Here is a 22,677-nt window from a genome sequence, read left to right on the forward strand (position 1 = left end):
CTCCTGGACTTTATCGCAAAAAGTTTTTAGTCTAATCCTTCCACATCGTATTCTTCAGTTAACAAATTCTTTACAAAATCTATAGTTTCAGGATCTATATAGTCTTGTTCTCTTTCATAAGCTGCCTCAAGTTCTTCCCCCACCAAAACATTTGTAGTGCCCAAAGCATCCTCCGCTCCTTCTAAAAATTCTGGATCTTCAGCAACATCCTCTGCCGCATCCTTCAAAGCTCTAGTAGCCTCTTCAGGAGCATCGTTTGGAATGTAAACCCTTCGAGACATTTGGCCTAACGAGCCTTGAAAAAGCTTATAGGATTCCCATAATTCACCAGAAGGTTCCTCACCATGTAATTCCTCATAAAACTCTTGTATGGTTGGAAGATCTACCTCAGGATCCCTTTCAAAGTCACCCTCTTCATTCAATATTCCTGTTTGAAAAAGAGGGATAATAGTCCCTTCCTCTACCATGGGCATCATATCATTAAAATAAGTGTTATTCCCTTGTAGAGTAAGACCCAGTTCACCCTGTTCCAAAGCCATCAAGGTAGCACCACCACCATCATAACCAGAAACGAAATCCATCTTGTCAGCTATATCTAACAATTCAAACGCGAGGATATGACGGAGGTCTGCAATTGGATCGGCAAGCCCATATGGGATATCTTCATCCCCGAACGCTAGCAAGTCTTCAGGTTCTTCATAACCGGTTGCGGTGCTAATTGCTACCACACTGACTCCCGGCACACTCATAATCACATCCATATCAGTTACATCGTACTCAGCCTCTGGTCTCCCGATCAAATCTTGTATTACAACAGCAGGATTAGCCCCTAGCAGGCTGTAACCATCAGGTTCGCGCATGGCAAAATCATTACTTCCGGTCATAGATGAGCCTCCCGGAATATTAACAGGTTGAATGGAAGGAGATCCTTCCGTGTATTCTTCTATAAATGGAGCCATATACCGATTAGCAGTATCAGATCCTCCTCCAGTTGAGAAGGGTATAACGAGCTCAATGACATCTCCATTCTCGTAAAATTCGGAAGCTTCTTCGTCTATAGACTCCGCTGAATCATCTGTTGAACCCTCCGATCCTTCTGAACCACATCCTGTAGCAAAAACCATTAAAATACTCGTTAATAGAATACAGCATTTCTTACTCCTCATGATTTCAGCCCCTTCAATTAAGTTCACTCACTTTCATCTTTTATGCTTTACGGCAATTTCATTTATCAAGAACATGTTTACTCAAAATATCTCGGGCAACCTGCTCTGGTGCTGGCAAACGATGCTCTTCTTTTAAATTTACAAAGTGACCTCTGTTTGGAAAGTATACATTCTCAGCTTGGCGTATATTTTCTTGCAATTGGGTATCCATCACACCTGGATCGATAGTCGTTACCTCTACGTTTCGATTATCCTTGTGCTGTTCATCAATAACGTCGTAGAACATTTTAGCTCCTGCTTTAGTGGCACAATAGAGAGCCCATCCATCATAGGTCTGGGTCGCTGCTTTCGATGAAATGTTGAGTATACTGAATTTTGTCTTTAACTTTAAACTTTCTTTGTATAACATTTGCGTAATGTACAATGGCGAAGTAAAGTTAACATCAATAGATTTCCGAATTTTATCTGGTTCAAACTCTTCTATACTACCAATAGGTTCCACTATTCCTGCATTATTTATAAAGATAATCTCTTCAACGTTAAAAGCAGATAGTTTTTGAGAAATTTCCTTCGTTTGTAGCAATTGCTCAGGTTGATCGAAATCCTGTTTGATTAATCCAATATGTTTGTTTGACTTAGCTAGATCTAATTGTGAATCCAAAAATCGCCTTGATAAACTAATGATTAACATGGGAGATAGGTCAGTTAATAAGTCAAATATTTCTTTTCCCAACCCACTTGATGTACCTGTTATAATAACTGCTTTTCTCATAAATATACCTCCGACGAATTGATTGAAATGGTCGTTCCTTATTCCATTCTCGGTTCTTAAGATGTAGTTCATATTGCATAATCATTGCTAATACAACCTCAAACGGGATAGAGATAAATATATTAGTAATTATCTAATAATTTTTTGTGGATCATTACCTATTTTCATAAAGGTAAACCCTCATCCCGAATGAGCGAGTAAATTCAATTATCATGATGTTTAATGTCGCGCACAATATTTTCTCCTATTTCTTCCTAATAATCTCCACACCACGATTTTCTAATACACGATCATAATAAGCGTCTTTTTCTTTGTTTTTCTCTACAACATCAGGCCAATCTTCTTCGTTTTCCTTGATTGGTATATTCTCACATTTGGCAATAATTCGATCGGCATATTGTTGAGGAACACAGCAAAGACCATCCTCATCACCCACTATAATATCACCTGGATGAACAATGACACCCCCACAGTTCACTGGTACACCTATTTCACCAGGTCCTCGTTTTGGTCCCGTAGCTGGTTGAACGCCTTTGCTGAATACTGGAAAATCAAAGGACTGAATTTGGCTCATATCGCGATAAGGGCCATCAACGACTAAACCAGAAATACCTCGTCTTTTAGCGATTAGTAGCATTCCCCCGCCTCCACAGCAATACGAGGATTGTCCTCTTGCGTCAACAACTATCACATCACCTGGCTCAGCTAAAGTTAACGCTTTTTTAACCATGAGGTTATCACCAGGTGGAATTTTAACTGTAAAAGCTGTTCCTACTACTTTTTTCATTGGTTTGTACCCCTGTTTAATGGAAGTATCCATTGAATAAAGTGGTCCAACCCAATCTGAGATATCAGGCACAAAAAAATCTCGAAACCTTTCTACTGTCTCCTGTGAAGGCCTTTCAAAATCCATATTGATTTTAAGTCCCACCTCAGGATAGATTTGTTCCCAACCCGCGTCTTTAGGTTCGATCATTTTAATTCCTCCCTCAATTGTTTTTTTATGTTTACCCTTAGTTATCATTAATAACAAGGGACATAAACAAAGTGATTTAACAAATTACAACCATCTACTTCATGTCATTTAGCATCCATTTTTTGGACCGTATAATAGGAATGAAGCTTAGGATAAAAACAAGAATTAAAATTGCCCTTAGGTATAATGCAGGTTCCAAAGGAAATTCCAATGTAATGAAGAACGTTATAGCAGAAAAGACTACTAGTACAAGGCTTATTTCCATCAGACTTCAAAAATCCCCTTCCATTTACAACTCAATATAATAGTACATTACAATAACAGAAATTGTTGTACGCATAAGCGTACGGATATAGAGGATAATAGAAAAAGCGCTACTTAGATATTTTCAATCGTCTAGCGGGTAACAGTTCTATTGATAATTAGGGACATATTAAAGATATGTTCTCCTTTCATCAGATTGGATCATAATATTTTTACCCAATGTGATACTAAGCATTATAGAAGATTCTCTGATCCCGAGAGTCATATCCAAGAGATATCTGTATTACCCCTAACATCAGTCGCAGAATTCTTTATACATATATCAGGATCCTGATTCCCCACATGTGTGATGTAGATTAAAGACCCTTTTATATATTTCCTTCAGGTGTTGTGTACTATCCTTTACAAAATTTTAATAATAATTGAACCAGCTTATTTATAATTTCAGCTTTAAACTTGTTTCAATTATAACAAATAGAAATATTTTGTCAACATTTATATTGCTATTAGTAAACTATACCTATTTCTATTGCTGTTATACCTTGATAAACATATGCTTTCCATAGGGCACCATTACTGGTTGTAATAAAATGGGGGTTTATCATGGAAATTGGTCAAAGGATCCGAGAAATTAGAAAAAATACTGGGTTGACATTAACTGAACTAGCTGAAAAAATCCAAATATCTCAGCCCTACCTTTCACAAATAGAACTTGGTGGAAAGCAACCGCCAATAGACGTAATCGTCAATATTTGCAAAGCTATTGATATTCCGTTAGCCGAATTTTTTGCAGATGAAGATGACCACCTCCCCACAGACATTCTTCAATTAATTGAAACAGCTAAAAAACTCTCATCAGAAGAACGGGAGTACCTTAATCAATTTCTGCAATCTACAGTAAAAAGAGCAAAGAAAAATAACCTTGAATAGTAAGCTATTGTTAAAAGTTGTTTCCACTTTTACATCGTAATAACGTTGCAAACACGAGAGCGAAAGCAATATCCACTACTGCCATTGTGAGTACTTCAACGTAAAATTGGCTGGGTGATGCCCGGTTTCACACCGCACATCACCCAGCCAATCAATTGCAATCCCCACTTTTACAATATCACAATACTATCAAAAATAATCAGTCTTACTTAGTAGACCCCCTCTTTGTATTAATTGTAAACAAAATCCCACACATGTGCCTAAGAATCAGTTGTGCAGGATTTTGTTGGAGTATATTAGATTTCAGTTGAATTAAAAGTTCTTTTATAGTAGATTTGATTCTTGGTATGGAATCATGTTTGTGCCTCGCTATACCTTTTATTGTTTATAACGAATATTAAATTTTAAGAGAAATGTACTTTGTTTCCAGGAACTCATCCATGCCATGATGACCTCCTTCTCGCCCGATACCACTTTGCTTCCAGCCGCCGAATGGTGCCTGTGCGGCGGACGGACCACCATCATTTAAGCCGATAATGCCGTACTCCAGTTGTTCGCTCAAGCGGATCGCTTTAGACACATTGCTCGTAAATAAATAAGCCGCCAATCCGTAGATGGTGTTATTTGCCCGTTCAATCGCTTCTTCCTCGGTTTTAAAGGTAGCGATAGGCGCGAGCGGGCCAAACGTCTCTTCATTCATGCAAGCCATGTCTTCGTTTACCCCGCTAATTACTGTTGGCGTTAAAAAGAGCCCATCTTTCTTTTTGCCGCCCGTAACAACTTTTGCCCCTTGTTTCTCGGCATCTTCGATATGGGAGAGGACTTTGTCAACGGCATCTTCGTCGATTAAAGGCCCAATGTCAGTATTATCACCGAGACCATCGCCGACGTTTAAACCTTCAACGGCTTGCTTAAATTTATTCGTGAACGTCTCTTCAATCGATTCCGCCACGTAAATACGGTTCGCACAGACACAAGTTTGACCTCCGTTACGGAATTTCGAGGTCACTGCCTGTTCAACCGCGTTGTCAATATCCGCATCTTCAAGAACGATTAATGGTGCATGGCCGCCAAGTTCCAACGATATTTTCTTCATCGTTTCCGATGCGCCGCTCATTAACGTTTTGCCAACTTCCGTTGAACCGGTGAAGGTAAGCTTGCGCACGCGTTTGTCCTGTTGCCACGCCTCGGAAATTTCTCTGGATGAACCGGTGACAACGTTGACAACCCCTTTGGGAATGCCTGCTTCCACCGCCAATTCGGCCAATTTGAGAGCTGTTAACGGGGTTTGCGTTGCAGGTTTAATGACAGCTGTGCAACCGACTGCGAGTGCCGGCGCGATTTTACGCGTAATCATCGCCGCCGGAAAATTCCACGGTGTAATCGATGCCACGACCCCCACAGGTTGATGGGTGACAAACAATCGTTTGTCCGGTGCAGAAGCCGGGATCGATTCCCCGTAGTTGCGCTTCCCTTCCTCGGCATACCATTTGATAAATGAATTCGCATAAGAAATTTCGCCGCGCGCTTCCTTAATCGCTTTCCCTTGCTCTTTCGTCATCGTTTGCGCGAGGTCTTCGTGATTCTCACCGATCAATTCAAACCATTTCTCTAGTTTCGCACTCCTGTCCGCGGCGGCAAGCTTGGACCATGCCGGAAACGCCTCATATGCGGCCGTCGCTGCGGCTTCTGCTTCTTTTTCACCACCTTTGGGGATCGTATCGAGAACGTCCCCCGTCGCGGGGTTAACCACGTCGATTTGTTCAAGTTCATTCCCTTTCCATTTTCCGTTTATAAGACATTTCATAGATCATACCCCTCAAATTATGTTAAAGTATTTAACTGCCTGAAGATTACCCTCTACTAGAGCTTACTCTTAATACAATTTTTCCCATATTAAGATTTTGTTCCATGCGTTTATGAGCTTCTTCAACTTCTTCTAAATTGTATACACTATCGATTACTGGCACAATACTCCCATTATTGAACTTGCCATCTGTAAATTTTTCAAATCTATGAACGAGATCTATTTTATACCTCAAAGAACGTGAACGTAGGGTAGAACCGAAAAAATTAATTCGTTTTTGTAAGAAAGAACCTAAGTTGACTTTTGAAACGTCTCTCCCTCCAAGCGACCCAACCAAAATCCACCTACCATCCATACTAATAGAGCGTAAATTATATTCCCAGAATGATGCACCGATGAAATCCATAATTATATTTACACCTTTGCCCTTAGTAATATCTAACACTTTTGTTGAGAAATCTCCATCTTTATAGTTGATAACATAGTCTGCTCCTAAAGATAAACAGTGATTCCCTTTAATTGAAGATCCTGTTGTAGCAATTATCTTAGCTCCTATATCTTTAGCCATCTGAATAGCAGCAGTTCCCACACCACTACCGCCAGCGTGAATAAGAACATACTCTTCTTCTTTAATCTGTGCCAGTTGGATTAGGTTTAAATATGCAGTTAAAAAAGCCTCAGGAATGGCAGCAGCTTTCTCAAATGACAATCCAGCAGGTATCCTCATTGCCATATCCGATGGAATGACAACTTTCTCTGCGTAACCACCGCCAGGTAATAAAGCATAGACGTGATCACCCACGCACCAATCTGTCACACCAGCCCCCTTTTTTTCAATCACCCCAGACATTTCTAAACCGAGAATATTCGAAGTTCCTTTAGGCGGAGGATGTTGACCTTTTCGCTGGAGTAAATCTGCTCGGTTAATGGAGGTCGCTATTACTTTTATTAATAGATCGTTTTCATAACAGCTCGGATCTTCAACATCACTAACATATAAATCATGAGTGCTATCTTTTATTAATACTGCTTTCACTTATATAACACCTCATTACTTATGTTTTCCCAAAACTCGTTATTCGAATGAAAATGTGCGACAATGGTTCCAACTCTAGAAATTTTATTATTTTAGCTTAACTACTTCGAGTGCATGGAACCGTCCAATGGCCTTGAAAACACTATACATTTTGACTGAAGCCCACTGTCTTTAAGTGGGCTTAAAAGTCATGTGTGCACTACCTGATTCATCTCACAAGTTAATTTTCATCAGAAATGATCTCACCGTATAATTCATAATTCTCATCAATAAGTTCTTCATATTCATCACCGGGCATCCACTCTAACGGCGTATCTAAAGACTCAGCTGCCTCTTGGAATTCTGGATCATCCAAAGTTTGTTGTATAACTTCCTCCCAAGTTTCTATTATTTCCTCTGGAAGGCCCTCTGGTCCGCCTATTCCGAACCATGATGTAACATTCACATCATACCCTTGTTCTTCAGCTGTAGGTACATCGGGTTCGTCTTCAAACCTAACGTCACTCATTGAAGCAATCAACTTAAGATCTCCACTGTCCAAACCAGATACTACTGCAGATGGATTGTTCGACGTAAAATCTACATGCCCCCCTAATACTGCAGAAGTCGATTCACCGCCACCATCATATGGCACACTTTCAATTTGAAGTTCCCCGTTTTCTTCTCTGTCTAGTAAATCAACAACCAAACCATTAAGTCCTCCAGGAGCAGGATCACTAAAACTCATACCTGGATTCTCTTTAGCATACTCTACAAACTCATCAAGATCATCATAAGGCGCATCTGCAGCTGCAACAAGTCCATACATTTGCAACCCCCATCCGCCAACATAAGAAAAATCATCTGTACTATATGGTACTTGTTGGTTATGAGGTGAAACTGTTAAAGGAGCCATTGACAGATTTCCCATCGTATAGCCATCTGGTTCCTCATTAGCTAATTCAGATACCCCAACTGTACCACCACCACCATCCACATTTTCAATTATAATCTCCTCACCTAGATACTCTTCTGCGACATCAGCAAACTGACGATAGACTACATCGGTATTACCACCAGATGAATAATTCACATAAAATGTTACTGGTTCTTCAGGATAGTTTTCCGCATCAACCTCTTGATCACCGCATGCTGTTGCAAAGATAACAAAAAACGGAGCAAAAGAAAGTAATCCAATCTTTTTAATCATTTTAAAACCTCTCCTTCAATTTAGTGGAAATAAAAATCAATATCCTCAACTAGTTTAATCTTCATTTTTTGGGCTTTTCACCTCCCTAATAATATAAAAGATAACTATCATTATTGTGATGATGATAAAAACCAACGATATTGGATTTTGAAAGAAGATTATTGGATTATTGTTCGAGAGAATCATACTTTGTCTGAGAGAAGATTCAAATATGGGACCTAAAATGAAACCAATTAATAAGGCTGTTGTTGGAAATTGAAATTTAATCATTAAATAACCAATAACCGCGAAGATAAACATTGTTTGTACATCGAACATATTCTGATTCATACCGTATGATCCTGCTACACACAAAACTAAAATTGCGGGAATAAGCAAGGTTACATTTATATTTCGTACCTTAACCACCCACCTAGAAGCATACCAGTTAAACAAGAACAGAACACAAATTGAAATAAGAATACCGAAGTATATCCCGTATATAATAGGACCGTCGGTGTCAAATACTGTAGGGCCAGGAGTGATTCCATGGATTATAAGCACTGATAGAATCAATGCCGCTTCAGCATCTCCAGGTATGCCCAAAGATATTAATGGAATTAGATTCGAACTTCCCACTGCACTATTAGAGGCTTCAGGAGCAGCTACACCTTCCAGTGCTCCTTTCCCATATTTTTTAGGATTTTTAGCAAGCCTTTTCCCAGCATTTCGGCCTAAAAACGCTGCTACAGTTGGCCCTAATCCAGGCAAGGAACCTACAAAAGTACCAATCGCTCCACTTTGTAAATAAATCAATCGAGAATCTTTAAATTCTTGCCACGTCAATTTAGAATTATCATCTGGTTTCATTATATCGTTACCGGTATTTTTTCCTAAAAACGTTTCTTCCATTAGTATAAATACTTGCGAAACAGCTAAAAGACCTATTAAAAGAGGCACCAATTCAAATCCACCTGATAATTCCATGGAACCAAAAGATAGACGAGGCACACCAGTACTAGGATCATAACCTATTGTTCCTATAAACACCCCTAATACAGTTGCTAACATCCCTTTTATAATAGATTTTTGTGAAATTCCTAAAATCACAGTAAAAGCAAACAGTATTAAAGCCGTATACTCTGGAGGCCCAAATTCTAAAGCGAAATTTGCTATAACTCCGGCTATAGAAATTAAGACTATGACAGCAAACAAATCTCCCAAGGAAGAGGAAACAACAGCCATTTTAATTGCCTTGCGTGCTTTTCCTTGCCTTGCCAATTGATGTCCATCTATGGCAGTTGCAGCAGCTGCCGAAGTTCCAGGAGTATTCAATAGGATAGCTGCAATACTTCCTCCGAATATTCCACCTTTATACATTGCAGTTAACAGCACAATCGCCTGTACAGGATTTAATGTAAAGGTAAAAGGTACTAACAGGGCTATTGCCATAGTCGCTGATAAACCTGGAATTGCCCCAAGCACAGAGCCGAGAATAACTCCCGCAATAGCTATTAATATTGTTGTTGGTTCTAGTATTATTGAAAGACCACTTAGCACATCGTCCATATCAAACACAATTTACACCCCCCGTATGCTCACATCAAAATACCCGTAGGCATAAATAACCCAAGAAGTTGCTCTAATAACAGATAAAGCATCAAAGGAATTATAACCCCACTAAAAATCATAGTTTTTATATTCCTTGTTTTGAATAGATATAAAGCTAGCACAATAAAAATAACACTCAGGATGTAGTAACCGATATATTCTATTAAAAAAACATAGAGGAAATAAAGGAAGATGCCACTACCTAGTTTTAACAAGAGTGACTTGGAGAAGGAAATGACAACTTCTTTTTTCCTAAAACAGTTTGCCAGGCCACCAATGGAACATATCAAAACAATGGAAATACTAAAGTACGGGAGAGCTCTAGGTGCCCCTTCTTCAATTTGTTGAGGAATAATAAATAAAACAAGTAGGCTTATTATTATTAAAAAAATATAGATATATCTTTCTCTCCAATAAATATTTCCTTCACTCATTTTTATCCCTCCTGCCCCAATTCCTTAGATAAGTTATTAGCAGCACTCTTTACTACTGAGATGATCTTTGGCAATTCATCCTCCGTAAAACGACTTTCAATCCCCCCTAAACTTAAAGCCCCTACAGCATCACCCTCATGGTTGATAATCGGGGCGCCAACTGCAACGGTACCTTTATAAGTTTCATTTTGGCTAATAGAGTACTCATTAAAATAGAAGAATTCCAATCTTGCATAAAGTTCGTCTGTCTCATCCTGTGTTAACTCAAGATCACTCAAAATAGTATTCTGTGTTTCCTTCTCCATTGATGCAAGTATAGCTAATGGACCCCCTCCCTTGTGTAATGGGTACGAATCTCCAACATGTGTGGTATTAGCATTTATGACGTGGCCCCCTTTTATTGTGTCTACACAATAGGCTCTATTGTTTCTTTCAATAAACAAATAAGCGTTTTCATTAGTTTCTTCAACCATTCTTTTCAAATAAGGTCTTGCCCTAGTTGGTAGATCAATTGCATGCAGAGCTTGGTTTCCTATTACAAAAAGATTTATTCCTAAACGATAATAAGGTGTAGTGCCAATATGAATTTTTTCTAGAAAGTTAATTTTTTCTAGGGTGTTACAGTACCTCAATACAGTAGTTTTATTATTTTCAGTTTTTTGAGCAATATCATTTAATGATAATAATGATTCACTCTTTGAGAATTGTTTCAGTATGTTATTCGCCTTTTCTATAGAACGAATAATTGTTTTATCCCTTTCATCACTCATTTACGAAGCCTTCCTTTTTTAGTTACAGCCCTTCTAAATTTACAGGGCTGTAACTATGCTATATTTAATATAGATAACTTTTGTATGCGTGTGTGATCTTTATAAGGTACATGAGAGTTGTAAATTCCTTAATTCAAATTTTCCATAAAAGGTATAGGTGGAATATCATTTGGGTCCGTAAGTAAATCGATTACGACTGAACCCTTTGCTAAAAAAGCTTCCTTTAACCTTTCCTCAATTTCTTCAGGTGATTTAACTCTTATCCCTTTTATTCCACATGCTTCAGCTATAGCTGCATGATCAACAGCGGTAAAATCACAGACAGATGTATACCTTCCCCAACGTGATTGTTCTGCTAATTTTTGATAAGCTAGAATTTGGTTATTGATAACTATAGTAACTACATCGATTCCTTCCCTTTTACATGTTTCTAATTCAGCCCAGGCATGGGCAAAACCACCATCACCGACAAAGGCCAAAACCTTGTCTTCAGGCTTTGCGATATTTGCCCCCATCGCCAAAGGCAGACCCCATCCTAAACCAGCTAACCCTCTTGGAAATATAAACTTTCGATCACCTGTTGCTTTAATATAATTTGCAACCCATACTGATGAAAGACTTGCATCGGTTACTATAGTTTGATCAGAAGATAATTGCTTTTCGAGTTCAGCTAGAAACCTTTCAATTTTAATAGGGCTCTCATCAGAGTTTTTTACACTTTTCGTTTCTTCTTTATGAGCTACTCTAGCATTTGCAATATTTTCCTCCACTAAAGAGCGTTTTTCATTTCGCACATTTAAATCGTAATTCAATAATGATTTTTTCAGTTCATTTAACGTTAGTTTTGCATCGCCTACTAATCTTAAGGATTCGTAATTTCTACCTATTTCTTTTGGATCTACATCAATGTGTATAAACTGTGCGTTTTCTGGTAGTAAAGTCCATGAGTCTGTACCATTCTGATTTGTTCGATTGCCTACCAATAAAATGACATCAGCATCTTCAATCATTGGTCTTAAAAATTTAGTTGCTCCTCTTTTTCCCATATAATAACCTATTGGGCCAATTGTTAGCGGGTGTTCTTCATCAACTGAGCCTTTTCCCATTGTTGTTGTTGCAACAGGTATCGAACACTCCTCTTGAATTTGCCGAAGTTCCTCTTTAGCCCCGGAAGAAATTACTCCGCCACCTGCATGTATAAATGGGCGTTCAGCATTAGCAAGTAAATCTGCTGCCTTTTCGATTTTTAATGGATCTGGGATTGATCTATCTAACGGATAACTCCCCAAGCTTGCATTTCTATTAAATTTAACAGGGTATTTTTTTGTATCATATGTCAAGTCCTTCGGACAAAGTAAAACAGCTGGACCTGGCTTTCCACTTGCAGCCGCAACAAACGCCATATCAACGTAATCTTCTATTCTATCTTCTGATGGGATCTTTTTAACCCATTTTGCTACACCTGAAAAAAGCTCTATATGATCGATTTCTTGAAAAGCATTTTTATCTTCTTGGTCCTTTGGAACTTCATCAACCAGAGCAACTATCGGGTGAGACGCTTTTAAACATTCTGCTAAACCTGGTACAAGTAAAGTTGCGGCTGGACCATTCTGCGCTGCTACCACAGGCACTTTTCCTGAACACATTGCATAGGCTTGAGCCATATAAGAACCAGAATTTTCCTGCCTAAAACCAATTTGCCGAATTCCTAAATCCATACTTGCCAACATAATTGTTTGTGGATTACTTTGACCAAATAAATATTCAACTCCATTTTTTTTAAGGGCTCTAGCTATTCTCACTGCATTTGTTTCCTTATGTGTACTCATACTCTTGCCTCCCGATCTTCTTTATTATATTTAGATTCACTTCTGCTACCCACATGAATAGCTGCGTTAATTTCTGTACCAATCCCTTCTACTGAAATTGCAGCCATTTACCAGTAATAGTAATATTAAATCATTAAGGCTTTAAAACTACCTTCACTTTCTCTCCAGTTTCTGCTTTCTGGAATGCCTTCCGCCAATCAGTCAACGAATAAATATCTTGAATTAATGGAGATACGTCAATTTTTTTATTTTGTATCAATTTAATGCTATCTAGCCAATCAATTTTAGTGTGACTATATGAGCCCATTACTTGTATTTCCTTATACGCAATTTTCATAAAGTCAACGTTTAAGGACTCACTCCATGTTCCGACTTGAACATATTGACCACTTGCTTTACATAATTCTAAACCTGCATTAACCCCGGCGGCTGTGCCTGTACATTCCAGTACGATATCGGCGCCATTTCCTTGGGTATGTTGCATTATGACATCGCTGCTTCCTTCATTGTCTGCCTCAACCACTAAATCAGCGCCTAATTTACTAGCTAATGAAAGTTTTTCTTGATCTCTCGATAATCCGGATATTGATACAAACGCACCGTTTGCTTTACCGACCAACATCGCAATTAAACCAATAGCTCCTGATCCAATTACGTGGATAACGTCAGAAGGACTTATTTTTATTTTACGAAACGCATGAATGACTACTGCAAGTGGTTCTATTAATGCTCCAGATAAGATGTCTACTTCATCTGGGAGTACATGTATTTGATGTTGGTTTAGTTTTACATAGTCAGCGAATGCTCCATTTTGCTCAAACCCTAACCGGTTCTTTTGCCTACAAATATTAGTTTTACCAATTATACACATGTTGCATTGTCCGCAGTTAGATACTTCCGGTTGGGCAGTAACTTTAGCACCCTTAGATAATTTTTTTACGTCTTTTCCAATTGATGTTATATAACCACTAAATTCGTGGCCCAAAATAATTGGTAAATTATATTTATAATATTTTCCCTGATACATTTTTAAATCTGTTCCGCAAATTCCAGCAGCCTCCACTTTTACAATAACCTCATCGTCCCCAGGTAATAGATCTTCACCCTTCTCTAATGACATATTGTAAGCTTTTTTGCTTTTCTTATATAGCGCTTTCAAGAAAACCCCTCCTTTACTTAAAAATATAAGATAATTGCAGCCACTTTCTTGTCAATCCATAAACATGCCGCCATTAACATCGATTGTTGCTCCAGTAATATATGCTGCTTCTTCCGAGCATAAATACGAGACCGCAGCGGCAACTTCTTCGGGGTATCCCAAGCGATTTAGTGGAGAAATCCTTATAAATTCAGCATTCGCTTCGGATGAGACCTCATTCACCATGGGGATATAATTCTTCCAGGCGCAATACAGTTTGCCGTTATACCGTACTCTCCATATTCAGATGCAATACTGCGATTAAAACCAATTAAAGCACTTTTACTTGTTGAATAATGGGCACCTGCCACACGACTTAATGTCCGACCGGCTTGGGAAGACATATTCACAATTCTTCCCCAATTATTCAACATCATTAAAGATAATGCTTCACGCACACACAAAAATGAGCCAGTTATGTTCACATTTAGCACTCTATTCCATTCTTCAAGAGTGGTATCGACAATCATCCGTTTTTGACCATTATACTTCGGTGAAATTCCTGCATTATTGACTAAAATGTCAAGGCGTCCATATTCATTCCTAACATAATCAAAAAAATTTTCTATTTCTTCTTCCACACCCACATCAAGTACATAATCTACTACTGATTTTCCCTTACCACGCAAAAGTTTAGATTCTTCTTCCACTTTTTTTTGTAATACATCAGTCATTATTACAATAGTTTCGTCATCTGCTAGTTTTTCAGTGATATATAATCCAATCCCTTGTGCCGCCCCAGTAACAACAGCAACTTTTTTATCTGTTGCCAATAAATCAACTCCTCGTAAAAACAACAATGATGTAAGGTGGGTCATATTAATCCCCTTACTTTATTTCACTATGCGTAATTATATTTCGCATTACGTTGTACATTAAAATATACCACTACTCACCACATTGTCAATAGTTTTTGTGAATTTCGTGACATAATTTTGTCACGTAATATTGCATTAGCCAACATTTTATTATGGTTCGTAATATTAATTTGAAGTACGGCGGACGATTTTTACCACTTGTGCGGTCTTTTTTACCACCCTTCGCAAGGGTGTACCACTCATTGCGGGACCCTTAAAAAGAATGGCTTGGATAGAGCCTTTTAAAACGGAAGGATCCCTAATTAAAGTTCAAGCTCCAATTTCTCACAGCGATGCTTATCAATCTCTTTTTGTAACTCTTTTACCTTTTCCTCGAGTCTTACAATTTTGGTTTTATCATTAAAACTTTTTTCATAAGCTGTCCCAACACGACTAAGATCGTCTAAAAAGTCCAAAACATCTGGTTCTTTCACTTTATAGATTCTGTCCTCGTGAATTGCTTTTCATTTCCCTTGCATTATCCAGCGTCTTACTGTGATATGGTCACATTCAATTTCATAATTGTGTAAGAGATCGACCGTCTCTGCGATTGTCATATAATCTCTCATTATAAAATGTCCTTTCTGTGTCAAGGATCGCATCCTCAGTTTGCTAGGGATGGATCGTACCGTTTATACGACACCGAGAAATAGCTCAGAAGAAGTCGAACTCACGAGCCGGCAATCGTGAATCGGGCATTCCTTTGTCCGTTCTGTGTCGAATAATGCGGAAGGCGCAAGTTTTGTCCAACCCCTATCACTCGGGGTAATCCATTTTATTTTTCAAACGACATTCCTTCAGTCCCAATGATCAGGAACCTTAGGACATGGCCATGTCAGAATCCCTGATTTCAGATATAGACACCATAGCCACTTACTTGAACAAATTATCCGACCGTGAAGCTACATTGGGTCATTGAACACGCGGTCCACGACGAAGCCCCTCGCATGATCACAGCCAAATACAACGTTTCCGTCGAAACTGTTAAAGGCTGGCGAAAAGGGACTCTCACGAAAGACTAAGAAAATATGTAAAATAAAGCCAAAAATAAACCGGCGGGTACACGCCTGCCGGTTTATTTTTGGCTTTTAATCTTTCTTTAAAGAACATTAATTCCAGTTACTTGGCTGAGGTTATTTGGGGTTGATAAAAATGATTGATTTGACACTGATTCTAACCTCATGAAAATTTCAGGAGATCTTTCTTCGTGTTGTGTTGTGATCAAGCAGATTGTATTATATCCTACCATTCCGCATCCTTCCTATTATCTTTGTACTTTATTTATTCCAAGATGTTAATCCTCCATTTATGCTTGAAAATCTCTACTTTCTATTACATTGATAAATTTGAATAACCACTATTTCAAAATAGCTGGCCCAATCTGATATTCAGCTTATTCAAATAATTTTGTTAGTTTAGTTCTATCGATCACCTCATTTTCAACAATTGAATTCTTAACTCCCTCTAGAATCTTCATTGCAAACATTAGCCGATGAGCATTGCTATTTACTCCCTCTCTTAATTCTGTGTATTGCTGCTCTAACTCAGCCATTCACTCCTCTATGCTTTGCTCTTTAATCATAATTATAGCCATTCCTTTCGCTTTCGCTCAAGGCACAAAACGTCATGAAATGTGTACTTGCGCCGAGCGTTTTTTGTATTACTCTAGATTTATAGGGATACGCAGTTAACTACAAATCACGCGGAGGTGAGTGGGCCATTCCGATAGCGGATTGACCGAATAATTATATGTGTAGATTGCCTTCCCAAGCACAAATAAGTGTGCCATCGAGCACGTAGACTTATCTTTGTATAAACAACTCACTCGTTTATTGCTGGGCCATCAGTCAATGCTGTTTATCCCTATATATTCTAGAAAGGAGTGAAACCTTGATGGGATTAAAAATTGTATATCCCATTTGTTGTGGTATTGACGTCCACAAAACCTTTGTTGTTGCTTGTATTGCTTCTACCGACAAAGGCGTCACGACTTACAAACGCCATCGCTTTTCAACCTATACCAAAGGGTTGAAAGAGCTGTCACAGTGGCTTTGTGAACACAATTGCAAGGATGTCTGCATGGAATCGACCGGAAAGTACTGGATTCCCGTGTTCAATGTCTTGGAACATTCCTGCAACATCACCTTGGCCCATCCGAAATACGTCAAAGCCATCCGTGGTAAAAAAACGGATAAAAAGGATGCGAAATGGATCGCTGATTTATTCAAACATGACCTTGTAGCCGGAAGCTTTATGCCTCCGCTCGCTATTCGGCAGCTTCGTGACTTGATGCGTTATCGTTTTAAACTAACGAACTTTACATCAAGCGAGAAAAATCGATTTCAAAACAGCCTTACCGTTTCGAACATCCAGCTTGGAAATGTGGTGTCTGATACCTTTGGAAAAAGTTCCATGAATATCATTGGCAAGCTGCTGGAAGATCCAACGGACACCACCTTTGACATTGAGCCTCTGATTCACGGCTCCATGGATCATAAAATTCCAGAGCTGAAACTTGCCGTTGAGGGTTTTATTACACCAGAACAGTCCGGTAAATTGGCCGTTATTAAAAAACATTACGACAACCTTAACGCACGAAAATCTGACCTTGAGGAACTGATCCTTTCCCTTGCCGAGCCCTACACAGAAGAAATTAACTTGATCTTAACTGTTCCGTCCTTTAAAAACATCTTTTCAGCCATTGCCGTGGTTTCTGAAATAGGTGTCGATATGGACGTGTTCCCGACAGCTAAGCATTTATGTTCCTGGGCAGGGTTAACCCCTACAAATAACGAAAGTGCCGGCAAGAAAAAGTCAGTCAGAGTCTCCAGAGCAGGGGTCTACATCAAGCCCCTTTTAGTCCAATGTGCGACCGCTGTCGTCAAAAGCGATAAACATCCCGAAATCCGAAACCGCTATTTGAGAATCAAAAAGCGTCGAGGTCACAAGCGTGCCATCATCGCTATCGCACGAATGTTGTTAACAGCCATTTACCATATCCTAAAGAAGAAAGAACCTTACAATCCGGATTTGTATCAAAAAGCCGATGTTCTTCCGGTAAGCCGTGAAATCACGGTTGAGCAAGCCTTATCATTGGCAAAATCTCAAGGTTTTCGGATCAAGGAAACAGTGACGTAGACTCCAACTACTCTATTTACCATAAATCACCAAATCGATCACCCCGTGATGGCTTATTTGCCATGCGCTTTTATTTAGCAAAAGCATCAGTGGTTTATTTCAGACTTCCTCCTTTCTTTTTTGTTTTACAGAACTTTCATCCATCCGTAAACTCTACTCTGAGTAATTGCCTTAACTATACTTCAGTAACTTTAATGTTACTTTAATGTTACTTTAAAGAACTTATTTTTCTTTCAGTCTCATATAAGAGAGTGAGATTTAACATAAATAATCAGTCTTTGAAATTGGTACTCCTCATACTCTATTAACCATTCAATGAATCCCAGTATTTGGACTGTACCTTTTTAGCATTTGCAACGTACTGTTTTTGAATAGAAAATAGCTCATCAACTGGAAGGTCTGGCAATGCTCCCGGAAACGGATCTTCAACATCCGTATGAACGCCGCTCATTTCCTCTACAATAGCATGAGAGCAAAACGGTACATATGCGGAACTATAGCCTCCTTCGTGACAGGCTACAAATTTCCCTCCACAATGCTTTTCTGCAATGTTCAGCATGAATCTGGCAATTTGGCGGAATCCATCTGATGTTACCATCATTCTTCCAAGTGGATCAAATAGACTTGGATCCTGGCCGGCTGAGATCAAAATGAGTTGCGGTTGAAATTGATCCGCTATCGGTCCTACAATTTCTTCGAATGCATGGAGATAACCAGCGTTCCCTGTTCCTGCCGGAAGAGGAATGTTAACATTGAATCCTTCTCCCTTACCTTTACCAGTTTCTTCAGCATAACCACGTCCAGCAGGAAAATTTAGTTCCTGATGAAGCGAAATAAACAAAACATTTGGATCTTCATAAAATGCGGATTCTGTTCCATTCCCGTGGTGAACATCCCAGTCCAAAATCAACACTCGATCAAGCCCTAACACCTCTCTGGCATATTTCCCTGCCACAGCAACGTTATTAAACAGACAAAAACCCATACCAAGGTCACCCTCAGCATGATGACCAGGCGGTCGTGTCAGCGCATATGCATTATCAACCTTTCCATCCATAACTGCATTAACTGCCGTCAAAGCCCCACCTGCTGACAAAAGAGCAATTTCATACGAGCCTTTACCAACAAGAGCAAGTTCACCAGCATCACCGGACCCTATATCACTTAACTCTTCAACCTTTTTCATATATTCGTTTCCATGATAACGCAAGATGTCTTCTGTTTTTGCTTTTCTCGGTTTGAATTGTGTAAGTTGATCCATCAATCCACTTCGTTCAACTAAGTTTTTAAATCGACGCTTTGTTTCCGGATTTTCTGAATGAACATCACTTTCAACCCAACCTCCTGGTGGCATAAACAACGCACCATTCCCAGTATCATGCCAAAAATAACTTTCATCACTTATAAAACCAGTCTTTTTAGCCATTAGTCTTCCCTCCAAATATAGTACTGATTATATCAACAATGATATCGTTTTCTTTCAAAAAATACAAATATGACCAACTATTTTGATATTAATTGAGTTTCGTTTACAGATCTTTCACTTACATTTTCGGCACCAGCGAAGCGAAGATAAAATAAATCTTTTGGAATGTGGGCGTCAAGTAAAAATGAACATTTTTCGCTAATTAATTTTGACGTAAAAACCCCCAATACTTCACAAATAAAGGTTGACGCATGACGCGGCCGTTGCTGATTCATTTGCCCACCAGTTGGTCACGTCTGTTCGAGATCGGGCCTATGCCACCATCCGTGATTTCGATGGCCTGGAAGACGATGACGGATTTGTGATTAGTCTGAAAACGTCTATCTATACCAATGAGAGGGAGCCTATCCCACGTGTGACTTCTGACCATTCCAGGGTTTTCAATGATTATTCAGTGAAAACCGGAAAAGGGAAAAGCCAATCCAAGCACCGGTTTCGTATCGTTTGTTTTTACGATGATAAAGGAAATAAGCTCCGAGTAGCCACCAACCTCAGCGCCCTTTCTGCCGAAGATCTCGCAGATCTTTACAAGGCACGTTGGCAAATTGAGCTTTTTCACCGCTTTCTCAACCAACAATTGAATCGGAAAAAAAGAATACCACCTTTTACCAACGTCCTTCAGTCCCAATGATCAGGAAACTGAAGACATGTCCATGTAAGAATCCTGGATGTTAGATGCAGACAGTCTATCTCCATATCTAAACATGCCTATCCGAACGTGAGCAACGTTGGGTCATCGAGCACGCGGTGCACGACCAAGCCCCGCGTATGATTGCCGCCAAGTACAATGCTTCCGTCGAAACGGCTAAGACTGGCACAAAGGGGCACTATCGAAACTAAGAAAATATGGAAAATAAAGTCCAAAACCGGCGGGTATAACACCTGCCGGTTTCCACGCTTAATTGTTACCTTAAAGGACATTAACTCTAGTCGTTGGCCGGGGTTGTTTGTGATTGATAAAATTACTACGCTTCTTAGCTTTTCTATTCATGGCAGTAAATTGGAGAAAGTGCCCCGTAATAAACACTAACTCATGTGATTTTTTAGTTATTCTTGGTAGATTAGATCTCAATCTCTACTCGTTTAGTAAAGCGCCCGTAAAAGTTTAAATTACTTTGCAAATAATTTTTCAACATATGATTTATCCATTGGTTTTGTGAAGAAACTAATAACAATAATTAGGGTGGTTGAGACAATAGTGGCAATACCTGCTGCAGCCCATGGTACCATAAAAAGTTCACTCCCCATCCCTAAGCCAACAACAAATGTAAGAATTATGAATGTGAGAAACCCTGCAACACTACCAATTTCGGCAGCAGTGCGAGTGACTCCTTTCCACAGGCTCCCTATAACCATAGCAGGAATAACACTCCCGGTAAATAAACCAATTCCCAACCACATTAACTGCGTAATAAAATCCGGTTCATTCTGAGCAATGAAAATTCCAGCTATAACAATAATGGGGATGGACACTCTTTGAAATACTAAGGCCCGCTTATCTAATGTAGCATCTGAAATTTTCTTTTTTCTCCGTGGTACAATAGAATCCCTATAAATATCCACTGCAAGCGCTACAGCTACTACTAAAAATAAACCTGCTGTAGTAGATAATATTGCTGATAATATGCCAATCATTGCTATTCCAGTGAGCCAGTTAGGCAGCAAATCTACAAGTAAGTGTAAAACGGCTGTATCTGGAGCGACATCCGGGAAGAGAAACCTTCCTCCAAGACCTCCAAACAACATAATTAAGCCCAAAATACTTAATCCAAAAAAGCCCCATAATAGTGCCTTAGAAACATTTTTTTCATCATCCAGTGCCAACCATATTTTTGATAACTGAGGACTTAGACCAAATAATCCCAAGGAAATGAAAATTACAACACCTGTAAAAGGACCGAACATAGGGTCACTAAAAACAACACTTGAACTTAACATAGGATCGATTTCAGTCAACGTTCTGTCAATTGTACCTATCCCACCAACATTCACCACTACGACAGCAGCTATTAGGATGCTTAAAAAAAGCATAATTAGACCTTGTACAAAACTTGTTAAAATTTCTGCATGAGAACCACCTATTGTAATATATGCTGCCATTATAATTCCGCCTATAATAACCCCAGTCAAATAGTCAATCTCCATCGACTCAACGAAAACCAATCCTATTCCAGCAAATTGCCCAGCAATGTAAAAAATGCTAAAGATAGCAGCAACTGCTGTTACTACCCGTAGTAATGGACTTTGAAAACGTATCGCCATAAAATCTGCCATTGATTTAGCTTGAGCATTTTTCCCGATTCTAGATAATAGAAATGCGGAGGTTGCCCATGCAAGGGCAATCGCTGAATAACTTCCCATTGCATACCAAAGCCCTGGCCACCCTTGATCGTATACAAATCCTGGATTACCTAAAATTGCAGCAGCACTACCGGTAGTTGCGGTAAGTGCAATACCAATAACAAAAGGTCCGTATGCCCGAGGTGCTGTTGAGAATTCAACAGCACTGTTTGTCTTTTTTAAACCCCGTATTGACAGATAAAACATCACAATAATAAATATTATAAAATAAATCGTAGTCCATACAGTCAAACTCATGTTTAGCTCACTCCTATATTTTCTAGATGTTAAGAGTTTCATATTAGCCTTTATGTTTCATTATTATTCTGTGATCGACTATTCGATTTTTGTACGAAGTGAATAGCAAATAAGACAACCCAGCCAAGTGCCCAGAATCCCATCCAGAGCCAAAACATGATACCCAATATAAGCCCCCCTTCTATCACCAGATAAACACTTATTATCTATATTATTTAGATTTTAAAAATTTAACTCAATTTTTTTAATGGGTACAACTTTAAACATCCATATCAACATCATTCTTGGTATATGAGAACTACTAGTTGTCTACTGGTTTAAAATAGTAACATTCATTTTTTATGTCGTTGAGCACGACAAAGTCATTAATTTGAACAGCTTCACCTATGAATCTGCCCGTTAAGTTGAGTCCATCTAATTGAACAAGAACTACATAATATGGAACATGGTCGGCAAATTGTTTTGGAGCCGTGTGTATTTTTGTGTAAGAGTAGATGTTGCCCTCTCCCTTTATTGTTGTTAACTCTAAGTCATCCGATAAACATTTTGGACATTGATTTTTGCTGGAATGTAAAACTACTTCGCACTGCTTACACTTTTTTACAGTGAGATCCAATTCTCTACACCCCTTTTTTTC

At 38.9% G+C, this 22,677-nt stretch carries 21 protein-coding genes; 3 read left to right on the forward strand and 18 right to left on the reverse strand.

Features of this window, described 5'->3' with window-relative positions:
* Window positions 1–26 precede the first annotated feature (26 nt).
* The 3 genes from HUG20_RS11275 to HUG20_RS11285 form a co-directional block, all read right to left on the reverse strand.
* Complete coding sequence (locus HUG20_RS11275) at window positions 27–1,193, reverse strand: type 2 periplasmic-binding domain-containing protein (protein WP_200084787.1); 1,167 nt, start codon at window positions 1,191–1,193, stop codon at window positions 27–29.
* 31 nt (window positions 1,194–1,224) lie between these two features.
* Window positions 1,225–1,938: an SDR family NAD(P)-dependent oxidoreductase gene (locus HUG20_RS11280; protein ID WP_200084788.1), complete on the reverse strand. Its 714-nt coding sequence runs from the start codon at window positions 1,936–1,938 to the stop codon at window positions 1,225–1,227.
* Between the two features lie 244 nt (window positions 1,939–2,182).
* Window positions 2,183–2,914: an RraA family protein gene (locus tag HUG20_RS11285; protein ID WP_200084789.1), complete on the reverse strand. Its 732-nt coding sequence runs from the start codon at window positions 2,912–2,914 to the stop codon at window positions 2,183–2,185.
* Between the two features lie 867 nt (window positions 2,915–3,781).
* Here HUG20_RS11285 and HUG20_RS11290 point away from each other — a divergent pair.
* Window positions 3,782–4,108: a helix-turn-helix domain-containing protein gene (locus HUG20_RS11290; RefSeq protein WP_200084790.1), complete on the forward strand. Its 327-nt coding sequence runs from the start codon at window positions 3,782–3,784 to the stop codon at window positions 4,106–4,108.
* A gap of 397 nt (window positions 4,109–4,505) precedes the next feature.
* Here HUG20_RS11290 and HUG20_RS11295 read toward each other — a convergent pair whose 3' ends face one another.
* The 12 genes from HUG20_RS11295 to HUG20_RS11350 all read right to left on the reverse strand — a co-directional run bounded on the left by HUG20_RS11295 (window position 4,506) and on the right by HUG20_RS11350 (window position 16,370).
* Window positions 4,506–5,915 carry an NAD-dependent succinate-semialdehyde dehydrogenase gene (locus HUG20_RS11295; protein ID WP_200084791.1) on the reverse strand — a complete coding sequence of 470 codons (1,410 nt, stop codon included), beginning with the start codon at window positions 5,913–5,915 and terminating at the stop codon, window positions 4,506–4,508.
* Window positions 5,916–5,961: 46 nt separating this feature from the next.
* Window positions 5,962–6,951, reverse strand: a complete 990-nt coding sequence (locus HUG20_RS11300; protein WP_200084792.1) for an NAD(P)H-quinone oxidoreductase — start codon at window positions 6,949–6,951, stop codon at window positions 5,962–5,964.
* Window positions 6,952–7,171: 220 nt separating this feature from the next.
* Window positions 7,172–8,140 carry a tripartite tricarboxylate transporter substrate binding protein gene (locus tag HUG20_RS11305; protein ID WP_200084793.1) on the reverse strand — a complete coding sequence of 323 codons (969 nt, stop codon included), beginning with the start codon at window positions 8,138–8,140 and terminating at the stop codon, window positions 7,172–7,174.
* Window positions 8,141–8,194: 54 nt separating this feature from the next.
* On the reverse strand, window positions 8,195–9,688 hold the full coding sequence (locus tag HUG20_RS11310) for a tripartite tricarboxylate transporter permease (protein ID WP_246476694.1): 1,494 nt from the start codon (window positions 9,686–9,688) through the stop codon (window positions 8,195–8,197).
* 29 nt (window positions 9,689–9,717) lie between these two features.
* Window positions 9,718–10,164: a tripartite tricarboxylate transporter TctB family protein gene (locus tag HUG20_RS11315; RefSeq protein WP_200084795.1), complete on the reverse strand. Its 447-nt coding sequence runs from the start codon at window positions 10,162–10,164 to the stop codon at window positions 9,718–9,720.
* A gap of 2 nt (window positions 10,165–10,166) precedes the next feature.
* The gene (locus HUG20_RS11320) at window positions 10,167–10,934 is read right to left on the reverse strand and encodes an IclR family transcriptional regulator (protein ID WP_200084796.1); all 768 of its coding nucleotides are present in this window, start codon (window positions 10,932–10,934) and stop codon (window positions 10,167–10,169) included.
* A 128-nt stretch (window positions 10,935–11,062) separates the two neighbouring features.
* On the reverse strand, window positions 11,063–12,763 hold the full coding sequence (locus HUG20_RS11325) for an acetolactate synthase catalytic subunit (protein WP_200084797.1): 1,701 nt from the start codon (window positions 12,761–12,763) through the stop codon (window positions 11,063–11,065).
* Between the two features lie 133 nt (window positions 12,764–12,896).
* On the reverse strand, window positions 12,897–13,922 hold the full coding sequence (locus HUG20_RS11330) for a zinc-dependent alcohol dehydrogenase (protein ID WP_200084798.1): 1,026 nt from the start codon (window positions 13,920–13,922) through the stop codon (window positions 12,897–12,899).
* A gap of 51 nt (window positions 13,923–13,973) precedes the next feature.
* On the reverse strand, window positions 13,974–14,147 hold the full coding sequence (locus HUG20_RS19545; protein WP_200084799.1) for an SDR family oxidoreductase: 174 nt from the start codon (window positions 14,145–14,147) through the stop codon (window positions 13,974–13,976).
* Window positions 14,141–14,734, reverse strand: a complete 594-nt coding sequence (locus HUG20_RS11340; protein ID WP_200084800.1) for an SDR family NAD(P)-dependent oxidoreductase — start codon at window positions 14,732–14,734, stop codon at window positions 14,141–14,143. Before HUG20_RS11340 ends, HUG20_RS19545 begins: the two co-directional genes overlap by 7 nt.
* Before the next feature lie 347 nt (window positions 14,735–15,081).
* Entirely contained in the window at window positions 15,082–15,252 is a 171-nt protein-coding gene (locus HUG20_RS11345; protein WP_200084801.1) for a hypothetical protein, read from the reverse strand.
* Window positions 15,253–16,211: 959 nt separating this feature from the next.
* On the reverse strand, window positions 16,212–16,370 hold the full coding sequence (locus HUG20_RS11350) for a hypothetical protein (protein ID WP_200084802.1): 159 nt from the start codon (window positions 16,368–16,370) through the stop codon (window positions 16,212–16,214).
* 341 nt (window positions 16,371–16,711) lie between these two features.
* Here HUG20_RS11350 and HUG20_RS11355 point away from each other — a divergent pair, with 341 nt between their 5' ends.
* Window positions 16,712–17,956: an IS110 family RNA-guided transposase gene (locus HUG20_RS11355; RefSeq protein ID WP_200084803.1), complete on the forward strand. Its 1,245-nt coding sequence runs from the start codon at window positions 16,712–16,714 to the stop codon at window positions 17,954–17,956.
* Between the two features lie 304 nt (window positions 17,957–18,260).
* On the opposite strand, the gene HUG20_RS11360 is transcribed toward HUG20_RS11355, so the two are convergent.
* Window positions 18,261–19,382: a class II histone deacetylase gene (locus HUG20_RS11360; RefSeq protein WP_200084804.1), complete on the reverse strand. Its 1,122-nt coding sequence runs from the start codon at window positions 19,380–19,382 to the stop codon at window positions 18,261–18,263.
* A gap of 244 nt (window positions 19,383–19,626) precedes the next feature.
* Here HUG20_RS11360 and HUG20_RS11365 point away from each other — a divergent pair, with 244 nt between their 5' ends.
* On the forward strand, window positions 19,627–20,073 hold the full coding sequence (locus tag HUG20_RS11365; protein ID WP_200084805.1) for a transposase: 447 nt from the start codon (window positions 19,627–19,629) through the stop codon (window positions 20,071–20,073).
* A gap of 479 nt (window positions 20,074–20,552) precedes the next feature.
* Here the strand turns inward: HUG20_RS11365 and HUG20_RS11370 are convergent, their stop codons facing one another.
* The gene (locus HUG20_RS11370) at window positions 20,553–22,040 is read right to left on the reverse strand and encodes a sodium:solute symporter family protein (RefSeq protein WP_200084806.1); all 1,488 of its coding nucleotides are present in this window, start codon (window positions 22,038–22,040) and stop codon (window positions 20,553–20,555) included.
* A 301-nt stretch (window positions 22,041–22,341) separates the two neighbouring features.
* Entirely contained in the window at window positions 22,342–22,656 is a 315-nt protein-coding gene (locus HUG20_RS19805) for a Zn-ribbon domain-containing OB-fold protein (protein WP_200090483.1), read from the reverse strand.
* Between the last annotated feature and the right edge of the window lie 21 nt (window positions 22,657–22,677).

Source organism: Salicibibacter cibi (genome assembly GCF_016495865.1).
GTDB lineage: Bacteria > Bacillota > Bacilli > Bacillales > Marinococcaceae > Salicibibacter > Salicibibacter cibi.